The organism is Corynebacterium freiburgense (assembly GCF_030408815.1).
In the GTDB taxonomy this organism is placed as follows: Bacteria; Actinomycetota; Actinomycetes; order Mycobacteriales; family Mycobacteriaceae; genus Corynebacterium; species Corynebacterium freiburgense.
This window is the reverse complement of sequence record NZ_CP047355.1, coordinates 2,459,311-2,475,222: the sequence shown is the minus strand read 5'-3', so window position 1 is coordinate 2,475,222 and position 15,912 is coordinate 2,459,311. Positions and strand designations below refer to the sequence as shown.

Here is a 15,912-nt window from a genome sequence, read left to right as displayed (position 1 = left end):
CCTGACGCACGAGGGGCGCGTGAGCGTCTCAAAAGGTTGGTGATGACAAGCCGCCGCCATGTTGTGCCTTAGGAACAATATGGAACTTCAGGCAATCTGTAAATTTCAGTCTTATTGGGGTTTTCCTGGTGAGGCCGTTATGGTGAGTATTATCGGGAGCCTAAAAGCGCTAGGTTCATCTGGGTAAGAACGCAACCCAAAACGATATGACCGCAAACCATGGTGTATTTACAGAAGGTTCAATAGTCCGAGACCGTCAATCAAGGGCGTGAACCAGAAACATGATAGATGGGTTGGCGAATCTATTTACAATGTTTGAATACTAGTAGCTTGACCGCGAACGTTATTAAGGCGTGAAGCATTTTGTTGTTGGAAACATCAACGAAACTTCGAGAGGGAGCACGTCTTTTTGTCAATTGCTGCGCTCGTTTGGGAGTGTTTTCCTGCATTAGCAGGAGAATAAAAGGTTCGATACCTTTCGCAAAGTCACCAAAGCAAAAGTCTTCCTCCGTGATAACTGAAAGTGCCTTAATGGTTGGCAGGGAAACCTGAATCAACCCCAAATAAACGCTGCAAGCGAATGTTTGGTTCATATGGTAGTAATGCAGTTTAGGGACTAGCTATCCATAAACGAATTGAACCCTGTGGAGTAGGAAATCACGTATCAGAGTGGTGAGCTTAACTGACCAGGCACGGTGAATACCGTAGGGATACGGTGGATAAGTTGAGAACTCATAATGCAACGAAAGTTCACTATTTAAAAGGTTGAATCTAGGCCTTTTGTTTCTCTCAATGCAAGGGCGCAACCCCAAAGCATCCAAAACCTTAGGTGCGGAAGCTTTGGGGTCTTGTTTTGCGTGAAACTGCCTTTAGGAGGATTGAGGATTCTATTGCTGCATACTGCTTTGTTTAACATTCATTAGCCGCGTATTATCCAAAAGGCCCTTCAAATCACTTTCATTATATGCATCGGCCGGGCAAACATAATGCAATGAAACTGCTGCAGGTTTTTCTGTGGTGGTGAAAGTGCGGAACCAAGCCGTTGACCGATATGGAACGCCGTCCTGACCGTTATATGTAGTGTTGACGCGTATTGTTTCTACGCTGCTATTGCCGATTCCCCGAATATCGGAAGATTTTTCCGAGTTAAATACTGGATCAATAGCAGAGCCAGCTATTTCGTCTTGCCATGCAGTTACTTGTGCTTTTGTAGCATCACCATCAGATCCTGCTTCCGGGGTGACACTGTAGTTTTGGTTTGCAAAAAACTTGCAGTCATTTGTATGATCCAGCTGGCTTTTCCCTTCCGCATCCGCTGGGGTGGCAGTCCAATCTTTATAGACGAGCGGGAAATTCCAAGTAGCTGCACCATCATTCAGCGTTTTATCGATATACCCAGAATCCATGCTTCCTGGCTCGCCACTATTCGTTGTACTTTCTTGAGAACGCGTATTCTTCATAGTTGAAAGCACCGGCACATGAGTTTCGAGGCTAGGATCACTCTCTCCACTGCAACTTGAGAGTGCGAGTGTAGCCGCAAAAATTACACTGGTCCGAAATAGAGGAACAGTAAGATGTGGACGGTGCTGAGCATGCATGGGCTCGCTCCTTAGGTTTTGATGATTCCATCACGATTGAAAATATTGGGCACAAGTGTACCCAGGGAATCGGCTCATGCTGGGGAACGAACCGCAACGAGCTAGAATATTTGCGGCAAAATACGCGTAATTTCAGCAACAATTGGTCAAGATATCTGTTACGAGCATCTAGGACTATTGCAGAGATCCGTAACCAAGCAGCCCTGTGTAGTCCTTTTGATTATTGGTGTATATGCGAATTTTTCCTTCTTCATTGCCACCAACGGTGGTGAGTACGCCATTTGATTCTTGGAGCACGATATTGGCGTGGTCTCCAAATATGGGGGAGCCCTGGTAGATTGCTATATCTCCAGTTTGGGGAACGTACCCGGAATCTACTGGGTGAAAACGCCCGTTGGTTTCTAAGTATTCCTTGAGCGTGTAGATCCCTGGTATTCTCCAACCGCCCGAGTTTGGATTCTCCAAAGGAATATCTGCCTCCCGGTAAACCCAGCTGATGAAATTTGCACACCATGCCTCATTGGCGCCATCACTATATTTGGAACCCGGTGGTTGTGCTTGAAATTCTTGCTGGGAAATACCGACTATTTTTTGTTGGACGGGGTTGAGATTTTGAATAGTGGGGAATTCAGTGACGGTGTTGTTTTGGGATGGGTTGTTGCCAGGCGTGCTACCACAGCCAATTAGCATTATTGCGGCTGTAAAAAGTGCTGCGGTGAGTCGAAGCATACGTTGGGCTTTCAGTGAGAAGTCGCGGGCGGGGCGTCGTCAAGCTGTTGCAAAAAGTTTTCCTGTAGGGCGTAAACGTTTTTATTTCGCCTTATTTGCACGCCGAGTACAGCCATTCCTATACCTACAATAATGAACAATAATCCAATGCCGCGGGTATCGCCTACCCCCAGAAATACGCCAATTGAAGATGCTAGTGGGCCATTGGGTGTTAAAAGGGGGTTGAATACGTGGTCGACAAGTGGGCCGGCGATAGCATAGGCGAATATAAACCCGAATTGAGATAGTAGGGAAATTAAGCCCCAAATTCTTCCCTGGGTTTCATTTGGAATCGCAGACCGAACAAGCACTTCCAAGCTGGTATTCATAGGCGGCAGCGAACAGAAAAACAGGAAAGCAAATATTCCGATTACTACAATATAGGTGCTAGTGCCCATGCAGCTTACGGAAATTCCGGCGCAAATCAGCCCAATTGAAAGATAACGGATATGGTTATTTCCCATATTAAATACGCCGATAAGTATGCTTGCCACTAGCATTCCAGAAGCGGCTAGAGAGGTTAACATACCAAGGGTTTGTTCATTGGAAAGATCGAGTACAAGAGGGGTGAACAGGGTTTGTATAAAGCCCATGCAGAATGTTACAAGCGTAATGAGCCAAAGTAATGTGAGAATATTGCGTTCTCGTGAAAGGAAGCGGATACCAAATTGAAAATCGCTCCAAAAATCCCCTAATGTTTCTTTTGGTGTGGTTTTTACTTTTTTCCAAATAAAGACCATGCAAATAATGGTGGTTGCCATAGTGCATATATCGATTGTTACAAGTGTGACTATGTTATATTTGGAAATTAAAAATCCAGCTACCACGGGCGCTAGTAAGTACTGTGCTGCCGATGCTAATTGCACCATTCCGCTGGCGCGTGCATATTCTTCTGGTGTTAATAAGTCCGTAACGGTTGCGCGGTATGCGGGGTCCATTACTGAATTGCATATTGAACTTAAGATCACGCAAGCACAAATTATTGGCGTGGTGGCGTTCTGTTGGAGGGTAGCTACGAGCAAAAGTAGACCGATAACCGAGGCGGAATCGCCGAGGATCATAAGTAAACGGCGATCTATTCGGTCTGCAAGGACTCCCGCAAACGGTGCAAGTAATACGGAGGGGAAGAAAGCGGCCATAGTGACCATAGCGACGGGTGTTGCCAGTCCTGTTTGCTGATATAAGTACACCCCTAGTCCGAAGGCAGTAAGCCCGTTGCCAATTCGTGCAATTAGCTGGGCTGTCCAGATGGTGAGAAAGATTTGAAAGCCGCGTTGGGTTGCGCGTGAAGTATTTGCCGTGTTCATGGTTTTTGAGCCGCCGTTTCGGAGCCTCGATTGTCTTAAAATGCTTTCTTTCTACGGTCCTAGTGTACGCCACCGACTGACAGTCGGTCTAGGGTGCCGTGTAAAGATCTTTTGAAAATTCAGTGAAAGGGTTGTGGCAAAAGTCACCCCGCTTGCAATCTCAAAGCCTGCCAGGAAAACCTGCCAGCTCTACGACTAAAAATGTGTCAAAATTGAGGGAAGAAAACCCAGGGCAGCATGCCAAAACTTAACCACTGTAAGGAGCGCCCACAATGTTTAATCCGCAGTATTGGCCACAAGCAGGACTCTCGATAGGTGTGGGGCATATGCGTCTCTGTTGGGCTACGGATGAAATTCTTTGTCAGCTTGCTGAAGTGGCGGCTGAAGGGGAACAGCCGCCTCAGGAGCATCCATTCCACTCTGAGTGGTCACTAGCAAGTCCCGAAGAACGTGCCCGCTGGGTACTGCAGCAACAGTGGAAGCATCGTGGGAATGTTGCGCATGGTGTTTTAAATTTTCAGCTTGCAGTGTTGTACAAAGACGAGCCAGTCGGATTGCAAATAGCCCGCAGTCAAGATTGGCAAACCACTCGTGTTGCAGAAACGGGTGCATGGCTTGGGCACAAATACCAGCGCCAAGGCTGGGGTACCCAAATGCGTGCACTTATTTGTGAGCTTCTTTTTAGTGGATTCGATGCTTTAGAGGTTCATTCAGCATCATTTGTGGACAATCACGGTGCTATTGGAGTGTCGCGCAAATTAGGTTTCGCGCCAAATGGCACGGTGTGGGCGGACCGGGCGGGCGAGCGTGTGGAGGTTGAACGCTTTCGGCTAACAAAAGAAAAATGGGCGCAACGTCGCCTTGAAGCCTTCCCTGCTCCGGTGCGAATGGAAGGCGTCGAAAAGGTGCGTGAAATCTGGGATTTATAGGACTCATGTTTTCGCTGTTCAGGGCTTGATTTGCGAACTTTGCTTAGAGTGCGTATATTTCTCTCCAGTCGCAAGAAAACTTTCTTGTCGATAAGCTCCCATCGTCTAGGGGCCTAGGACACCGCCCTTTCACGGCGGCGACACGGGTTCGAATCCCGTTGGGAGTGCAAGGAAACTGGCTGTAATGGCCAGTTTTTCTGGCCCTGTGGCGCAGTTGGTTAGCGCGCCGCCCTGTCACGGCGGAGGTCGCGGGTTCGAGCCCCGTCAGGGTCGCAATTCCTTCAAAAGAATGCCCTTGTGTTGTTTTTGCACAAGGGCTTTTTTGTATTGCTGGGTATGAGGCAGCTAAAGCTGAGCGGGTTGTAGTAGTTGCCTGTTGCCTAATAACTCCATAATAGTTAGTATACGAATTGTGGATATGCAAGAGTTGTCTTTTCTTGATGCGTCGTTCGGATTTCGCATGAATCGCATCGCTCGCGCATTAGGTATTCAGTTTGCCAACCAGCTGAAACCTCTGGGTCTGACTCCCGCACAATTTGCCGTGTTACAGGACATTGATGAGCATCCTGGTACCGCACAACACGATATTTCGGCCCGGACCAGTATGGATATGCCCACATTGACTGAACTGCTTCTACGCATGGAGCAACGTGGCTATATCACTCGCGAGCGTGATGAACAAAATCGCCGCCGCTATGTCATCCACTTATGCGATCAGACCGACGCCATGCTTGCCGACGCCCGGGACCTCGCCAGCGCCACAAACAGCTACGCGCTCGCGGGGCTGAGTGCGCAAGAATTAGATACCCTCTTCGATTTGTTAGCTCGCGTGGAGAGGAATCTGAAATGACATGGCTTCTAATGGTAAATGCCCTGTTAGCGTTAGCTTCGAGCATGTTTGGTTTGGTTGCGCTGTGGCGACCAACTTTACTTTCCGGCGAGTCTAAACATTCCCCTTATTATGTCCAAATGTACGCTGCTCGAGCAGTTCCATTCGGCCTGGGCATGGCAGTAGTGGTGTGTTGGTTACCTAGCCAAGCTTTTATTTGGCTTCTGGTGGCTGGTGTGATTCAGGGAGTAGATGCAGTTATTGGACTTCGGCGTATGATTCCAGCTGCGGTGATTGCGCCTATATGTGCTGCAGTAGTCCATTTTTCCACCGCATGGTGGCTGACGTGATTCTGTGCCTGTTTCGCCCTGGAAAAAGGTTCTTCTACATGCGGGTTTGCGCCTGTTGAAGAATTCTCTGTATAGTTACTTTTCGTGCACAGCACGGGTTTTTGAATACAAAACTCGAGCAAGTACACGGCCCTGTGGCGCAGTTGGTTAGCGCGCCGCCCTGTCACGGCGGAGGTCGCGGGTTCGAGCCCCGTCAGGGTCGCGAGTAGCCAAGCTACTCTGGCCAGATAGCTCAGTCGGTAGAGCATCCGCCTGAAAAGTGGAAGGTCACCAGTTCGATCCTGGTTCTGGCCACAAATTTCCCCCAGTGTTATTGTCGCTGGGGGATTTTTGGTTTATAAACAGTCGGAATGCGATTGAAAGGAACTCAAAATAATGTCCGAGTCGCCAGAATTGCGTGTTGAACATGATGCTAAAAATTTTCGGTTTCTGCTTTTTTCCGATGACACCATAGCCGGCGTTGCAGAATATTGCGAAGTGCAAAAAACTGATGGTCCAAGTGTTCGGGATTTCAACCATACGGTGATCGATCCGCAGTTCCAGGGAATGGGGCTTTCTAAGCCGCTTATCCAAGCGGCATTAGCGCAAACCGAAAAAGATGGATTGCTAGTTCGCCCATCCTGCTCTGCCGTATTTGGGTTTATGAGTAAAAACCCAGAATTTCAAAACCTTATTGAACGCTAGGCTTAGTGTTTAAGTATCCGGTAAGGCGTCCACCCCAAGGAGCGTAAGCAATTGAGGTGTGATACCCGTAACCGATATTTGTGGTGCGTTTACATAGCCGCGTTGATAGCGCTGTGCACTGAGTTGAGCAACAATGGCTTTTTCCGGTTTGGCTTCGGGCCCAACGGGCGTTTCTGTTTCGCCGGTATGGATGTATCCTAATTTTTCACTGACCCGGCCAGACGCGATATTACTGGGTACCCAAGCTGATTGTAGTTTTGCAGCCTTAAAGTAATGGAAGCATAGTTCGGCGAGGCCATGACGAATAAGGGTGCCATAGCCTTTACCTTGATGCTGGTAGTAATTCCATGATCCGGTTTCTATGGTCCGGTTGGTGCAGTAATTTACTGCACGGAGATCGGCTACGCCGATAAGTGTTTCGTTTTCATATGCGGAGAAATCAAAGCTCCAGTTTCTGGCGGACATATTTGCGCGGTTTAACCAGCGTAATTGAAGACTGCTATAGGCGCGTTGAGTTGGTTCTTGGAAGATCCATGGGAATGCATGGTCGGGGATGTCGGGGCCGTAAACATCTTCGGGCTTTATACTGGCGATTTCAGGTAGGTCCGTATCTGTAATTGCGCTAAGGGTGAGGTGATGTTGTGGCGTTATCACAGTTACGCGGACACCATAGGGTGGCCAAAGTGTTGCTAGAGGATTCATTGCGCAATCTTTTCGTCAGTTAGCTGAAGGATAAAAGCGTATGCACATAAGACCCGAAACGTTAAGTACGACTAGATCCCTGCTCCGCGCTCTTTCGCTACATAAGCGTCCGGGTCAACAAGTTTGATGCATTCATCTTCTTTGCGTGGACGGTTCTTTGCGGGAATTCCAATAGCAATGTGATTGGCAGGTACGTCTTTGGTCACTACCGCATTGGCCCCGATTGCACTTCCACATCCAATAGTGATTGGCCCGAGTACTTTCGCACCTGCTCCTACTGTGACATTGTCCTGGAGGGTGGGGTGTCGTTTGGTTTGAGTGAGTACTTGCCCACCAAGGGTGACACCATGGTAAAGCATAACACCATCTCCAATTTCCGCGGTTTCGCCGATGACTACACCCATGCCATGGTCAATAAAGAAGCGACGACCAATGGTTGCGCCGGGGTGGATTTCCACGCCAGTCATAAACCGAGTAAATTGTGCGAGAATTCGGGCGGGTGCTTTAAAGCCGCGAGTCCATAATGCGTGGGCTATCCGGTGAGACCAGATGGCGTGCAAGCCGGAATACACAATGGCGTTTTCCAGGTTGCCACGTGCTGCGGGATCATGTTCACGGGCGTTAGCGAGGTCTTCGCGGATCATCGAAATGATGCGGTACATAACGCTCAATACTATCAGCGGTAACATTTATCGACGCCCACGTCGCACCGGTGCAATAAGCATAGGTCGGCGCGGGCGTCGATACGCACAAGTGTTAGCTACGGATATCGTCGAATAAAACAGTGGAAACGTAGCGTTCTCCATAGTCGCATGCCACGGTTACGATAGTTTTACCTGCGTTTTCTTCCAATGCTGCAAGCTTCAATGCAACATGAATATTTGCGCCAGTTGAAATGCCTCCAAGGATGCCTTCATTGGCGGCAAGGGCACGAGAAGCTGCAATTGCATCCTCATTGGACACGGTGTAAATATCATCAATGACCTTGCGATCTAGGACCTCAGGAATGAAGTTTGCACCAATACCCTGGATTTTGTGAGGGCCAGCCTTGCCGGTGGTTAATAGCGCGGAATCTGCGGGTTCCACACCGACGATCTGAACGCCAGGCTTGCGATCTTTAAGTACCCGCCCAACGCCGGAAATCGTGCCACCAGTGCCAAAGCCAGCAACAAAAATATCAACTTCACCATCGGTATCAGCCCAAATCTCTTCAGCGGTGGTCGCGCGGTGAATTGCTGGATTTGCTGGGTTTGCGAACTGACGTGCGAGGATTGCGCCTTCGCGAGAAGCTACGATCTCATTCGCTTTATCAACAGCACCCTGCATGCCTGCTGAGCCCGGAGTCAAAATGATCTCAGCGCCATAGCCGCGAAGCATAACGCGCCGCTCCATAGACATGGTTTCCGGCATTGTAAGAACAACCTTGTAGCCTCGGGCTGCTCCGACCATGGCTAATGCGATGCCAGTATTACCGGATGTTGCCTCCACAATGGTGCCGCCGGGCTGTAAGGATCCGTCTGCTTCAGCGGCGTCGAGAATCGCCCGTCCGATGCGGTCCTTCACGCTATTTGCAGGGTTAAAAAACTCCAATTTGACTAGGACTTCAGCGGGGAGGTCAGCTGTCAGTCGGTTCAAACGAACAAGCGGAGTTCCGCCAATGGTTTCGGTGATATTGGCGTGGATGCGTGCCATAAAAATGCTCCTTGTAAGTACTTCAATGAAGGGCCGTGCGTGGCCGACTTCCAAAGAATACCTTGCATGGCTAGGAAATTCTAGACAGGGTGGTCTAACGTTCTGTCTGTTTTGGTGCAAGCGTAGAAAAATCAAAGTTCAAACACGGCTTAATGGGAAAGGCGTGACGGAGAATCTGCTGGTGAAAGCGTGACATTTGCCTTGTACAAGCCCCCGAATGCGCAAGGCAAATAAATACAGCATGCCCGTGGCGGCGTTCGGGCGCACCTCGCAAGGAATATCAAGGCGGTCTGGGATTTCCAGAGCGAAGGGTAACCCTGGTTGAAAACCACCACTACCAGTGTATTTCCTTGTGATCCGAACAGAACCTTTCCACGGGCATGTGCGGGCTATAACTTTCCAATATGTGTTTCAATCATTAGCATTGCAGACCCAATTGCCGCCTAGGAAAAGTAAAGGGTGCCGCCTTTGAGGTGCGGGCAATGAATACGCAATCCCAAGTTGAAAACAGGTTATTGAAGTTATAGCGCAACTGGCAGGTATCGGACTTTCCGGCATACTTGCTGGTTACCGTTGCGGGACAGTTTCAGAATCGCACTGAATTCCCTCTTGCGCCTTCCGTTTCAAACAACGGAAAGACCAGTTGTGCCAACTACACTAGCCGGTTTTTATTTATGGCGATACGGCAGGGGGTGGTTCGTGATCTGCTCCCTACTTGTCGGGGATGGCTTTGGGGCCGTTGTGGCTGGGTTTGATCTGGGTTTGTGGGCTGGTTCGTGGGGTTTGGGGCTTGTTTTTGGCCGGTGGTTTGGTTGTGCGCTTGTGGTGAGCTGGGATTTGGTTGTGTACGTCCGGCGACCTGGTTCTTTCGGGTGCTGGTTGGGCGCTGGTTGGGCGTGTTGTCACAGATTCCATTTTTTCGGCGGATTTTATGGAATCTGCGACACGATAGGTAGGGAACCTGTCACAAATTCCATTTTTTTCGCTGATTTTATGGAATCTGCGACAGTAGGGATGAAAACATCACTAGTTCAATAGGGTGTGCCTATTAAACACCCGGGAAAGCGGCTTAAGCCCCTGGGAAAGCGGCTCGAAGGCTCGGGAAACCAGCCAACTCACCCCGGAAATCAGATCAAACACCCAGCGAAGCAGCCAACACCTTTGACAAACCAGCCCACCCACCCCGGAAATCAGATCAAACACCCAGGAAACCAGCCAACACCTTTGACAAACCAGCCGAGTTACCCCACATAGCCAAACAATTCGCCTGGGAAATCCGAGAAATCCCATGAAAACGGCCCACGCACTTGAAAACTAGCTCACGCACTTGAAAACGGCCCACGCGCCTGGAAACCAACCCTGACAATCGGTGGCAGCTAGCCAACGCAGGCATCAATCAGCTGAATCAGGTGTGTCAGGGCCGCATTCTCTCATCGCGAAGCAGCATAGAACACTAATCCAACTTTCCGGGGCAAGTTTCCTGGCGGGGTTGGGTGACTTTAGTAGTGCGCTGGCTGTCCTTCAGGGCTTGGTTTCGGGCAGATTTTCCGGCCCGGAAGCCGCTTGAAAAAGTGATATTGATTACGCTGTGTTCGCGCTGTGTGTTTTTGAAACTGGATTACGTAAATGGAGTTTGGGAAATATGGCATCAAACTGAACACCGATAGTAAGGGCACGGTTTATTTTTCAAAGTAATTTGTATTTTGCGGATTTCTTGTGGAACTCATTTTTATGCCCTCACGGCAACCTGCAGAGATGCAGTATTGTTCTACAATTCACCCCCAAAATCCACATCGAAAAACGGAGAAACTTGTAGAGCAATAGATCTATCTGGGGGCACCTTTTAAGGGGGAGAGTTTCGATTTTGGGGGCAGAAGGTTACCCCTAATTCAAAACCAAGTGGGCAGTCGTGGTGAAAAAACAACTCAAAAGATGACTATGCGTACCCCCGGTATGGCATTATACTTCACCTCTAAGAGTTTTCTTATGTTCGAGGCGGGTGTGTCTCTTTCATAGTTGGATGGGCTGCATCTGACGATGTTGTGGGCGTGCCGGGTTGGCCATGTATCTGTTGCAGGAGGTTAGTGTGGATTCTCAGCGCATCAAGGATGATGAGGATGCGATTCGATCGGCGTTAACGTCGCTCAAGACTGCGACGGGGATTCCCGTAACAATGTTTGCTACTGCGTTGCCGGATGGGCGGCTCCAGATTGGCGCATGGGTAGGGTTACGGACTCCGGCGTTGCAGAATCTCATTATTGAAGCTGGTTGTGGTGTTGGTGGTCGTGTTATGACTACTCGACGCCCAGTGGGCGTGAGTGATTACACTCGCGCAAATGTGATCAGCCATGAGTATGACAGCGTCATTCAGGATGAGGGATTATTCTCAATCGTTGCGGTGCCGGTGATTGTGCAGCGTGAAGTTCGTGGTGTGCTGTATGTGGGTGTGCATTCCCCAGTGCGTTTGGGGGATAAGGTCATTGAAGAGGTCACAATGACGGCTCGTTCATTGGAACAAGACTTGGCGGTAAATGCGGCGTTTCGTCGCGCAGATGGCGGCCGTTCAGGTTCGCTGAAGTCTGGTCGGGTTATGAATGGTGCAGAGTGGGAGCAGGTTCGCTCGACACACTCCAAACTTCGTATGTTGGCGAATCGGGTCGGTGATGATGATTTACGCAAGGAATTGGAGGAGCTTTGCGATCAAATGGTCACTCCGGTCCGTGTAAAGCAGACAACAAAGCTCAGTGCTCGTGAACTAGATGTTCTAGCGTGTGTTGCTTTGGGGCATACCAATGTTGAAGCTGCAGAGGAAATGGGCATTGGTGCGGAAACCGTGAAAAGCTATTTGCGTTCGGTAATGCGCAAGCTTGGGGCGCATACCCGCTATGAGGCTGTTAATGCTGCGCGCCGTATTGGTGCATTGCCTTAAACGCTGAGTATCGACGCCGCGTCGAGTGCGGCGTCGATAAGCTTATGTACGTTGGCCGCCTGGCACCCACTGCACATCTTCGCCGTTGTTTTCGGCACGGGCCAAGATAAATAAGAGGTCGCTCAGGCGGTTTAAATATTTCGCGGGGAGGGTGGTTGTGGTTTCTGGAAATTCCCTTACTGCCGCCCACGCTGAGCGTTCGGCACGCCGGACAATCGTGCGAGCAGTATGGAGAAGGGCCGACGCGGGGGTGCCTCCCGGAAGGATAAATGATGAAAGTTTCGGAAGACTCTCATTAAACTGATCGCAATCTTTTTCTAGGCGATCAATATATGCTTGTTCGATTCGAAGCGGGGGATATTTAGGGTCTTTTTCGATCGGGGTTGCTAGGTCAGCGCCAGCGTCAAATAGCTCGTTTTGTACGCGACGCAGCACGTTAGCGATATTGGGGGATGGATTTCCTAATGCGAGAACTTGGCCGAGGGCGCAATTGGCTTCGTCGCAGTCGGCATAAGCGATAAGCCGTGGATCATCTTTGGGAACACGTTCAAATGAGGCGAGTCCGGTCGTGCCATCGTCACCCGTGCGAGTGTAAATCTTCGTTAAGTGCACAGCCATACTTTCACGCTACTAGTGTAGGAAAGGTGAATGATCGTTTTTTGGTAACCGGTGGGGCTCGGTTGTGCGGTGAGGTGCGGGTATCCGGCGCCAAAAATAGTGTGTTGAAGCTAATGGCTGCTGCACTCCTTGCGGAGGGTGTCACAACTATTCATAACTGCCCCAAAATTGACGATGTCCTTTATATGCGCAAAGTCCTCGAAGGATTAGGGTGTGATGTATTTTTGCGGGGTGATTCCGTATATATCAATACCCCAGCAACGCTAAAAAGCGATGCGGACTTTGAGGCAGTCCGTAAATTCCGTGCCAGCGTCTGCGTACTTGGCCCACTTACTGCACGCTGCGGTCGCGCGGTGGTTGCACTACCTGGTGGTGATGCAATTGGTAGCCGCCCGCTGGATATGCACCAAACAGGTTTGGAAACTATGGGTGCCACAACCCGAATTCAACACGGTTGCGTGATTGCGGAAGCAAGCCACCTGCAAGGCGCAGACATTAAATTAGATTTCCCTTCGGTTGGCGCTACCGAAAATATTCTTACTGCAGCGGTGCTGGCTCACGGGGTGACCACACTGGATAATGCCGCCCGCGAACCCGAAATTGTGGATTTGTGCAATATGTTGATTGCTATGGGGGCCAAGATCGAGGGTGCAGGCACAAATACCATTACGATTACCGGCGTAGAAAAGCTACACCCTACCGAGCACAATGTTATTGGAGATCGAATCGTTGCTGGTACCTGGGCGTATGCGGCGGCAATGACACAGGGCGACATTACCGTGGTGGGCATTTCCCCAACGTGGTTGCATTTGCCTTTAGAAAAACTGAAGTCTGCTGGCGCGGAGATTGATACCTTCGAGGCGGGTTTCCGTGTACGGATGCGCCAGCGGCCGGTAGCTGTAGATTTTCAAACATTGCCTTATCCAGGTTTTCCAACAGATTTGCAACCTATGGCGATTGGGCTCGCTGCGGTTGCGGATGGCATGAGTGTTATCACCGAGAACGTGTTCGAGTCACGATTCCGCTTTGTTGATGAAATGCAGCGCCTTGGCGCAGATTGTGTGGTTGACGGCCACCATGTTGTGGTGCGCGGTGTTGATCAGCTTTCATCGACTTCCGTTTGGAGCTCCGATATTCGTGCTGGCGCTGGGCTGGTACTTGCGGCATTATGCGCGGATGGTGTTACCGAGGTACTCGGCGTTTACCACATCGATCGTGGCTACCCGAATTTTGTTGAGTCACTCAATGCAATGGGTGCGCGGGTGGAGCGCGTTACCGAAACAACATAGGCATTTCACTCTTGCTTATCGACGCATCCCGCAGGTAAAAGTATGCTTCTACCTGCGGGTTTGTAGGTTGTTGTGGTGATGTGTAGATTAGATCGAGTCAGCGCGACAGGAACTACTTCCAAAATGCTGATAAATCCCATCAAGTGAGCTTAATGCTTATAGTGTGTTGTGCTCTGCTTAATGGAATGTGTTGTTTGAGAACTCGATAGTGTGCCATGTTTGTTTGTTGTGGTTGATTGGTTTGTTTTGGCTGTTTGTTGTGGTTGGTTGTGTGTTGCTGGCGGGGTTCATGCTTCGTGAGCTGGCGTGTGGCTGGTCATGGTGGATGGTTGGGACTTGGTTTTCGACTGTTTTTTTGTTTTTGTTTTTTTGGGCAACTGATTGTTTTTGTTGGTTGTTTGTTTTTGTTGGGATGTTGGCTTTTCATGATTGTTTGAGCTGATTGTTCTTTTTTTGTGGAGAGTTTGATCCTGGCTCAGGACGAACGCTGGCGGCGTGCTTAACACATGCAAGTCGAACGGAAAGGCCCTGCTTGCGGGGTGCTCGAGTGGCGAACGGGTGAGTAACACGTGGGTGATCTGCCTCGTACTCTGGGATAAGCCTGGGAAACTGGGTCTAATACTGGATAGGACCATGCTTTAGTGTGTCATGGTGGAAAGTTGTTTCGGTACGGGATGAGCCTGCGGCCTATCAGCTTGTTGGTGGGGTAATGGCCTACCAAGGCGTCGACGGGTAGCCGGCCTGAGAGGGTGTACGGCCACATTGGGACTGAGATACGGCCCAGACTCCTACGGGAGGCAGCAGTGGGGAATATTGCACAATGGGCGCAAGCCTGATGCAGCGACGCCGCGTGGGGGATGAAGGCCTTCGGGTTGTAAACCTCTTTCGGCAGGGACGAAGCGTGTTTGTGACGGTACCTGTAGAAGAAGCACCGGCTAACTACGTGCCAGCAGCCGCGGTAATACGTAGGGTGCGAGCGTTGTCCGGAATTACTGGGCGTAAAGAGCTCGTAGGTGGTTTGTCGCGTCGTCTGTGAAATTCCGGGGCTTAACTCCGGGCGTGCAGGCGATACGGGCATAACTTGAGTGCTGTAGGGGAGACTGGAATTCCTGGTGTAGCGGTGAAATGCGCAGATATCAGGAGGAACACCGATGGCGAAGGCAGGTCTCTGGGCAGTAACTGACGCTGAGGAGCGAAAGCATGGGTAGCGAACAGGATTAGATACCCTGGTAGTCCATGCCGTAAACGGTGGGCGCTAGGTGTGGGGGTCTTCCACGACTTCTGTGCCGTAGCTAACGCATTAAGCGCCCCGCCTGGGGAGTACGGCCGCAAGGCTAAAACTCAAAGGAATTGACGGGGGCCCGCACAAGCGGCGGAGCATGTGGATTAATTCGATGCAACGCGAAGAACCTTACCTGGGCTTGACATATGCAGGATCGCGCCAGAGATGGTGTTTCCCTTGTGGCTTGTATACAGGTGGTGCATGGTTGTCGTCAGCTCGTGTCGTGAGATGTTGGGTTAAGTCCCGCAACGAGCGCAACCCTTGTCTTATGTTGCCAGCACGTGATGGTGGGGACTCATGAGAGACTGCCGGGGTCAACTCGGAGGAAGGTGGGGATGACGTCAAATCATCATGCCCCTTATGTCCAGGGCTTCACACATGCTACAATGGTCGGTACAGTGGGTTGCGAGACCGTGAGGTGGAGCGAATCCCTTTGAAAGCCGGCCTCAGTTCGGATTGGGGTCTGCAACTCGACCCCATGAAGTCGGAGTCGCTAGTAATCGCAGATCAGCAATGCTGCGGTGAATACGTTCCCGGGCCTTGTACACACCGCCCGTCACGTCATGAAAGTTGGTAACACCCGAAGCCCATGGCCTAACCGGCTGTTGCTGGAGGGAGTGGTCGAAGGTGGGATTGGCGATTGGGACGAAGTCGTAACAAGGTAGCCGTACCGGAAGGTGCGGCTGGATCACCTCCTTTCTAAGGAGTTTTGTTTTTTGTTTTTGTGGCTGCGCATCGTGTTGGTGTGTGGCTGGTTTGTTTTGTTGTTTCCAGGTGGACGGCATGTGATTGATTGCGTGCAGGTGGTTGGGGCAGATTGGTTGGCCGGTTGGTAATGGATGAGTGTGGCATGCTGTTGGGTGTCTGGGGTGACACGTGTTGTTGTGTTGTTTCGGGTGTTGTTTGTTGAACTGTATAGTGGACGCGAGCGTTTT

The 15,912-nt window shown here is 50.3% G+C and carries 13 protein-coding genes, 4 tRNA genes, 1 rRNA gene and 1 riboswitch; of the genes, 11 read left to right on the top strand and 7 right to left on the bottom strand.

Features of this window, described 5'->3' with window-relative positions; translation table 11 throughout:
• Window positions 1–887: 887 nt before the first annotated feature.
• The 3 genes from CFREI_RS11160 to CFREI_RS11150 all read right to left on the bottom strand — a co-directional run bounded on the left by CFREI_RS11160 (window position 888) and on the right by CFREI_RS11150 (window position 3,673).
• Complete coding sequence (locus CFREI_RS11160) at window positions 888–1,598, bottom strand: hypothetical protein (protein ID WP_027013634.1); 711 nt, start codon at window positions 1,596–1,598, stop codon at window positions 888–890.
• Between the two features lie 174 nt (window positions 1,599–1,772).
• On the bottom strand, window positions 1,773–2,288 hold the full coding sequence (locus CFREI_RS11155; RefSeq protein WP_240483249.1) for a CHAP domain-containing protein: 516 nt from the start codon (window positions 2,286–2,288) through the stop codon (window positions 1,773–1,775).
• 50 nt (window positions 2,289–2,338) lie between these two features.
• On the bottom strand, window positions 2,339–3,673 hold the full coding sequence (locus tag CFREI_RS11150; RefSeq protein WP_051256132.1) for an MFS transporter: 1,335 nt from the start codon (window positions 3,671–3,673) through the stop codon (window positions 2,339–2,341).
• Between the two features lie 272 nt (window positions 3,674–3,945).
• On the opposite strand from CFREI_RS11150, the gene CFREI_RS11145 reads away from it, so the two are divergent.
• From CFREI_RS11145 to CFREI_RS11110, 8 genes are all read left to right on the top strand, one after another.
• Complete coding sequence (locus CFREI_RS11145; protein WP_027013635.1) at window positions 3,946–4,602, top strand: GNAT family N-acetyltransferase; 657 nt, start codon at window positions 3,946–3,948, stop codon at window positions 4,600–4,602.
• Between the two features lie 94 nt (window positions 4,603–4,696).
• Window positions 4,697–4,769 (top strand) — tRNA-Glu (locus CFREI_RS11140).
• Window positions 4,770–4,801: 32 nt separating this feature from the next.
• Window positions 4,802–4,875: transfer RNA gene (locus tag CFREI_RS11135), tRNA-Asp, on the top strand.
• A 145-nt stretch (window positions 4,876–5,020) separates the two neighbouring features.
• Window positions 5,021–5,452, top strand: coding sequence for a MarR family winged helix-turn-helix transcriptional regulator (locus CFREI_RS11130; protein WP_027013636.1), 432 nt, complete (start codon window positions 5,021–5,023; stop codon window positions 5,450–5,452).
• Window positions 5,449–5,781: a hypothetical protein gene (locus CFREI_RS11125; protein ID WP_051256133.1), complete on the top strand. Its 333-nt coding sequence runs from the start codon at window positions 5,449–5,451 to the stop codon at window positions 5,779–5,781. Before CFREI_RS11130 ends, CFREI_RS11125 begins: the two co-directional genes overlap by 4 nt.
• 128 nt (window positions 5,782–5,909) lie before the next feature.
• A tRNA-Asp gene (locus CFREI_RS11120) sits at window positions 5,910–5,983 on the top strand.
• A 19-nt stretch (window positions 5,984–6,002) separates the two neighbouring features.
• Window positions 6,003–6,075, top strand: a tRNA-Phe gene (locus tag CFREI_RS11115).
• An 81-nt stretch (window positions 6,076–6,156) separates the two neighbouring features.
• Complete coding sequence (locus tag CFREI_RS11110) at window positions 6,157–6,465, top strand: GNAT family N-acetyltransferase (RefSeq protein ID WP_027013638.1); 309 nt, start codon at window positions 6,157–6,159, stop codon at window positions 6,463–6,465.
• A gap of 9 nt (window positions 6,466–6,474) precedes the next feature.
• On the opposite strand, the gene CFREI_RS11105 is transcribed toward CFREI_RS11110, so the two are convergent.
• The 3 genes from CFREI_RS11105 to cysK form a co-directional block, all read right to left on the bottom strand.
• Window positions 6,475–7,167 (bottom strand): GNAT family N-acetyltransferase, encoded by a 693-nt coding sequence (locus CFREI_RS11105; protein WP_027013639.1) that lies wholly within the window; start codon window positions 7,165–7,167, stop codon window positions 6,475–6,477.
• 71 nt (window positions 7,168–7,238) lie between these two features.
• Window positions 7,239–7,829, bottom strand: coding sequence for a serine O-acetyltransferase EpsC (epsC, locus tag CFREI_RS11100; RefSeq protein WP_027013640.1), 591 nt, complete (start codon window positions 7,827–7,829; stop codon window positions 7,239–7,241).
• A gap of 94 nt (window positions 7,830–7,923) precedes the next feature.
• The gene (gene cysK / locus CFREI_RS11095) at window positions 7,924–8,859 is read right to left on the bottom strand and encodes a cysteine synthase A (RefSeq protein WP_027013641.1); all 936 of its coding nucleotides are present in this window, start codon (window positions 8,857–8,859) and stop codon (window positions 7,924–7,926) included.
• A 517-nt stretch (window positions 8,860–9,376) separates the two neighbouring features.
• Window positions 9,377–9,518: riboswitch (cobalamin riboswitch) on the bottom strand.
• Between the two features lie 1,427 nt (window positions 9,519–10,945).
• Between cysK and ramA the strand changes: the two genes are divergently transcribed.
• Window positions 10,946–11,788: an acetate metabolism transcriptional regulator RamA gene (ramA, locus tag CFREI_RS11090; protein WP_027013643.1), complete on the top strand. Its 843-nt coding sequence runs from the start codon at window positions 10,946–10,948 to the stop codon at window positions 11,786–11,788.
• Window positions 11,789–11,830: 42 nt separating this feature from the next.
• On the opposite strand, the gene CFREI_RS11085 is transcribed toward ramA, so the two are convergent.
• Window positions 11,831–12,406 carry a cob(I)yrinic acid a,c-diamide adenosyltransferase gene (locus CFREI_RS11085; RefSeq protein ID WP_027013644.1) on the bottom strand — a complete coding sequence of 192 codons (576 nt, stop codon included), beginning with the start codon at window positions 12,404–12,406 and terminating at the stop codon, window positions 11,831–11,833.
• 26 nt (window positions 12,407–12,432) lie between these two features.
• Between CFREI_RS11085 and murA the strand changes: the two genes are divergently transcribed.
• Window positions 12,433–13,695 (top strand): UDP-N-acetylglucosamine 1-carboxyvinyltransferase, encoded by a 1,263-nt coding sequence (gene murA / locus CFREI_RS11080; RefSeq protein WP_027013645.1) that lies wholly within the window; start codon window positions 12,433–12,435, stop codon window positions 13,693–13,695.
• Between the two features lie 452 nt (window positions 13,696–14,147).
• Window positions 14,148–15,676: ribosomal RNA gene (locus CFREI_RS11075) — 16S ribosomal RNA — on the top strand.
• The last annotated feature ends 236 nt before the right edge of the window (window positions 15,677–15,912 follow it).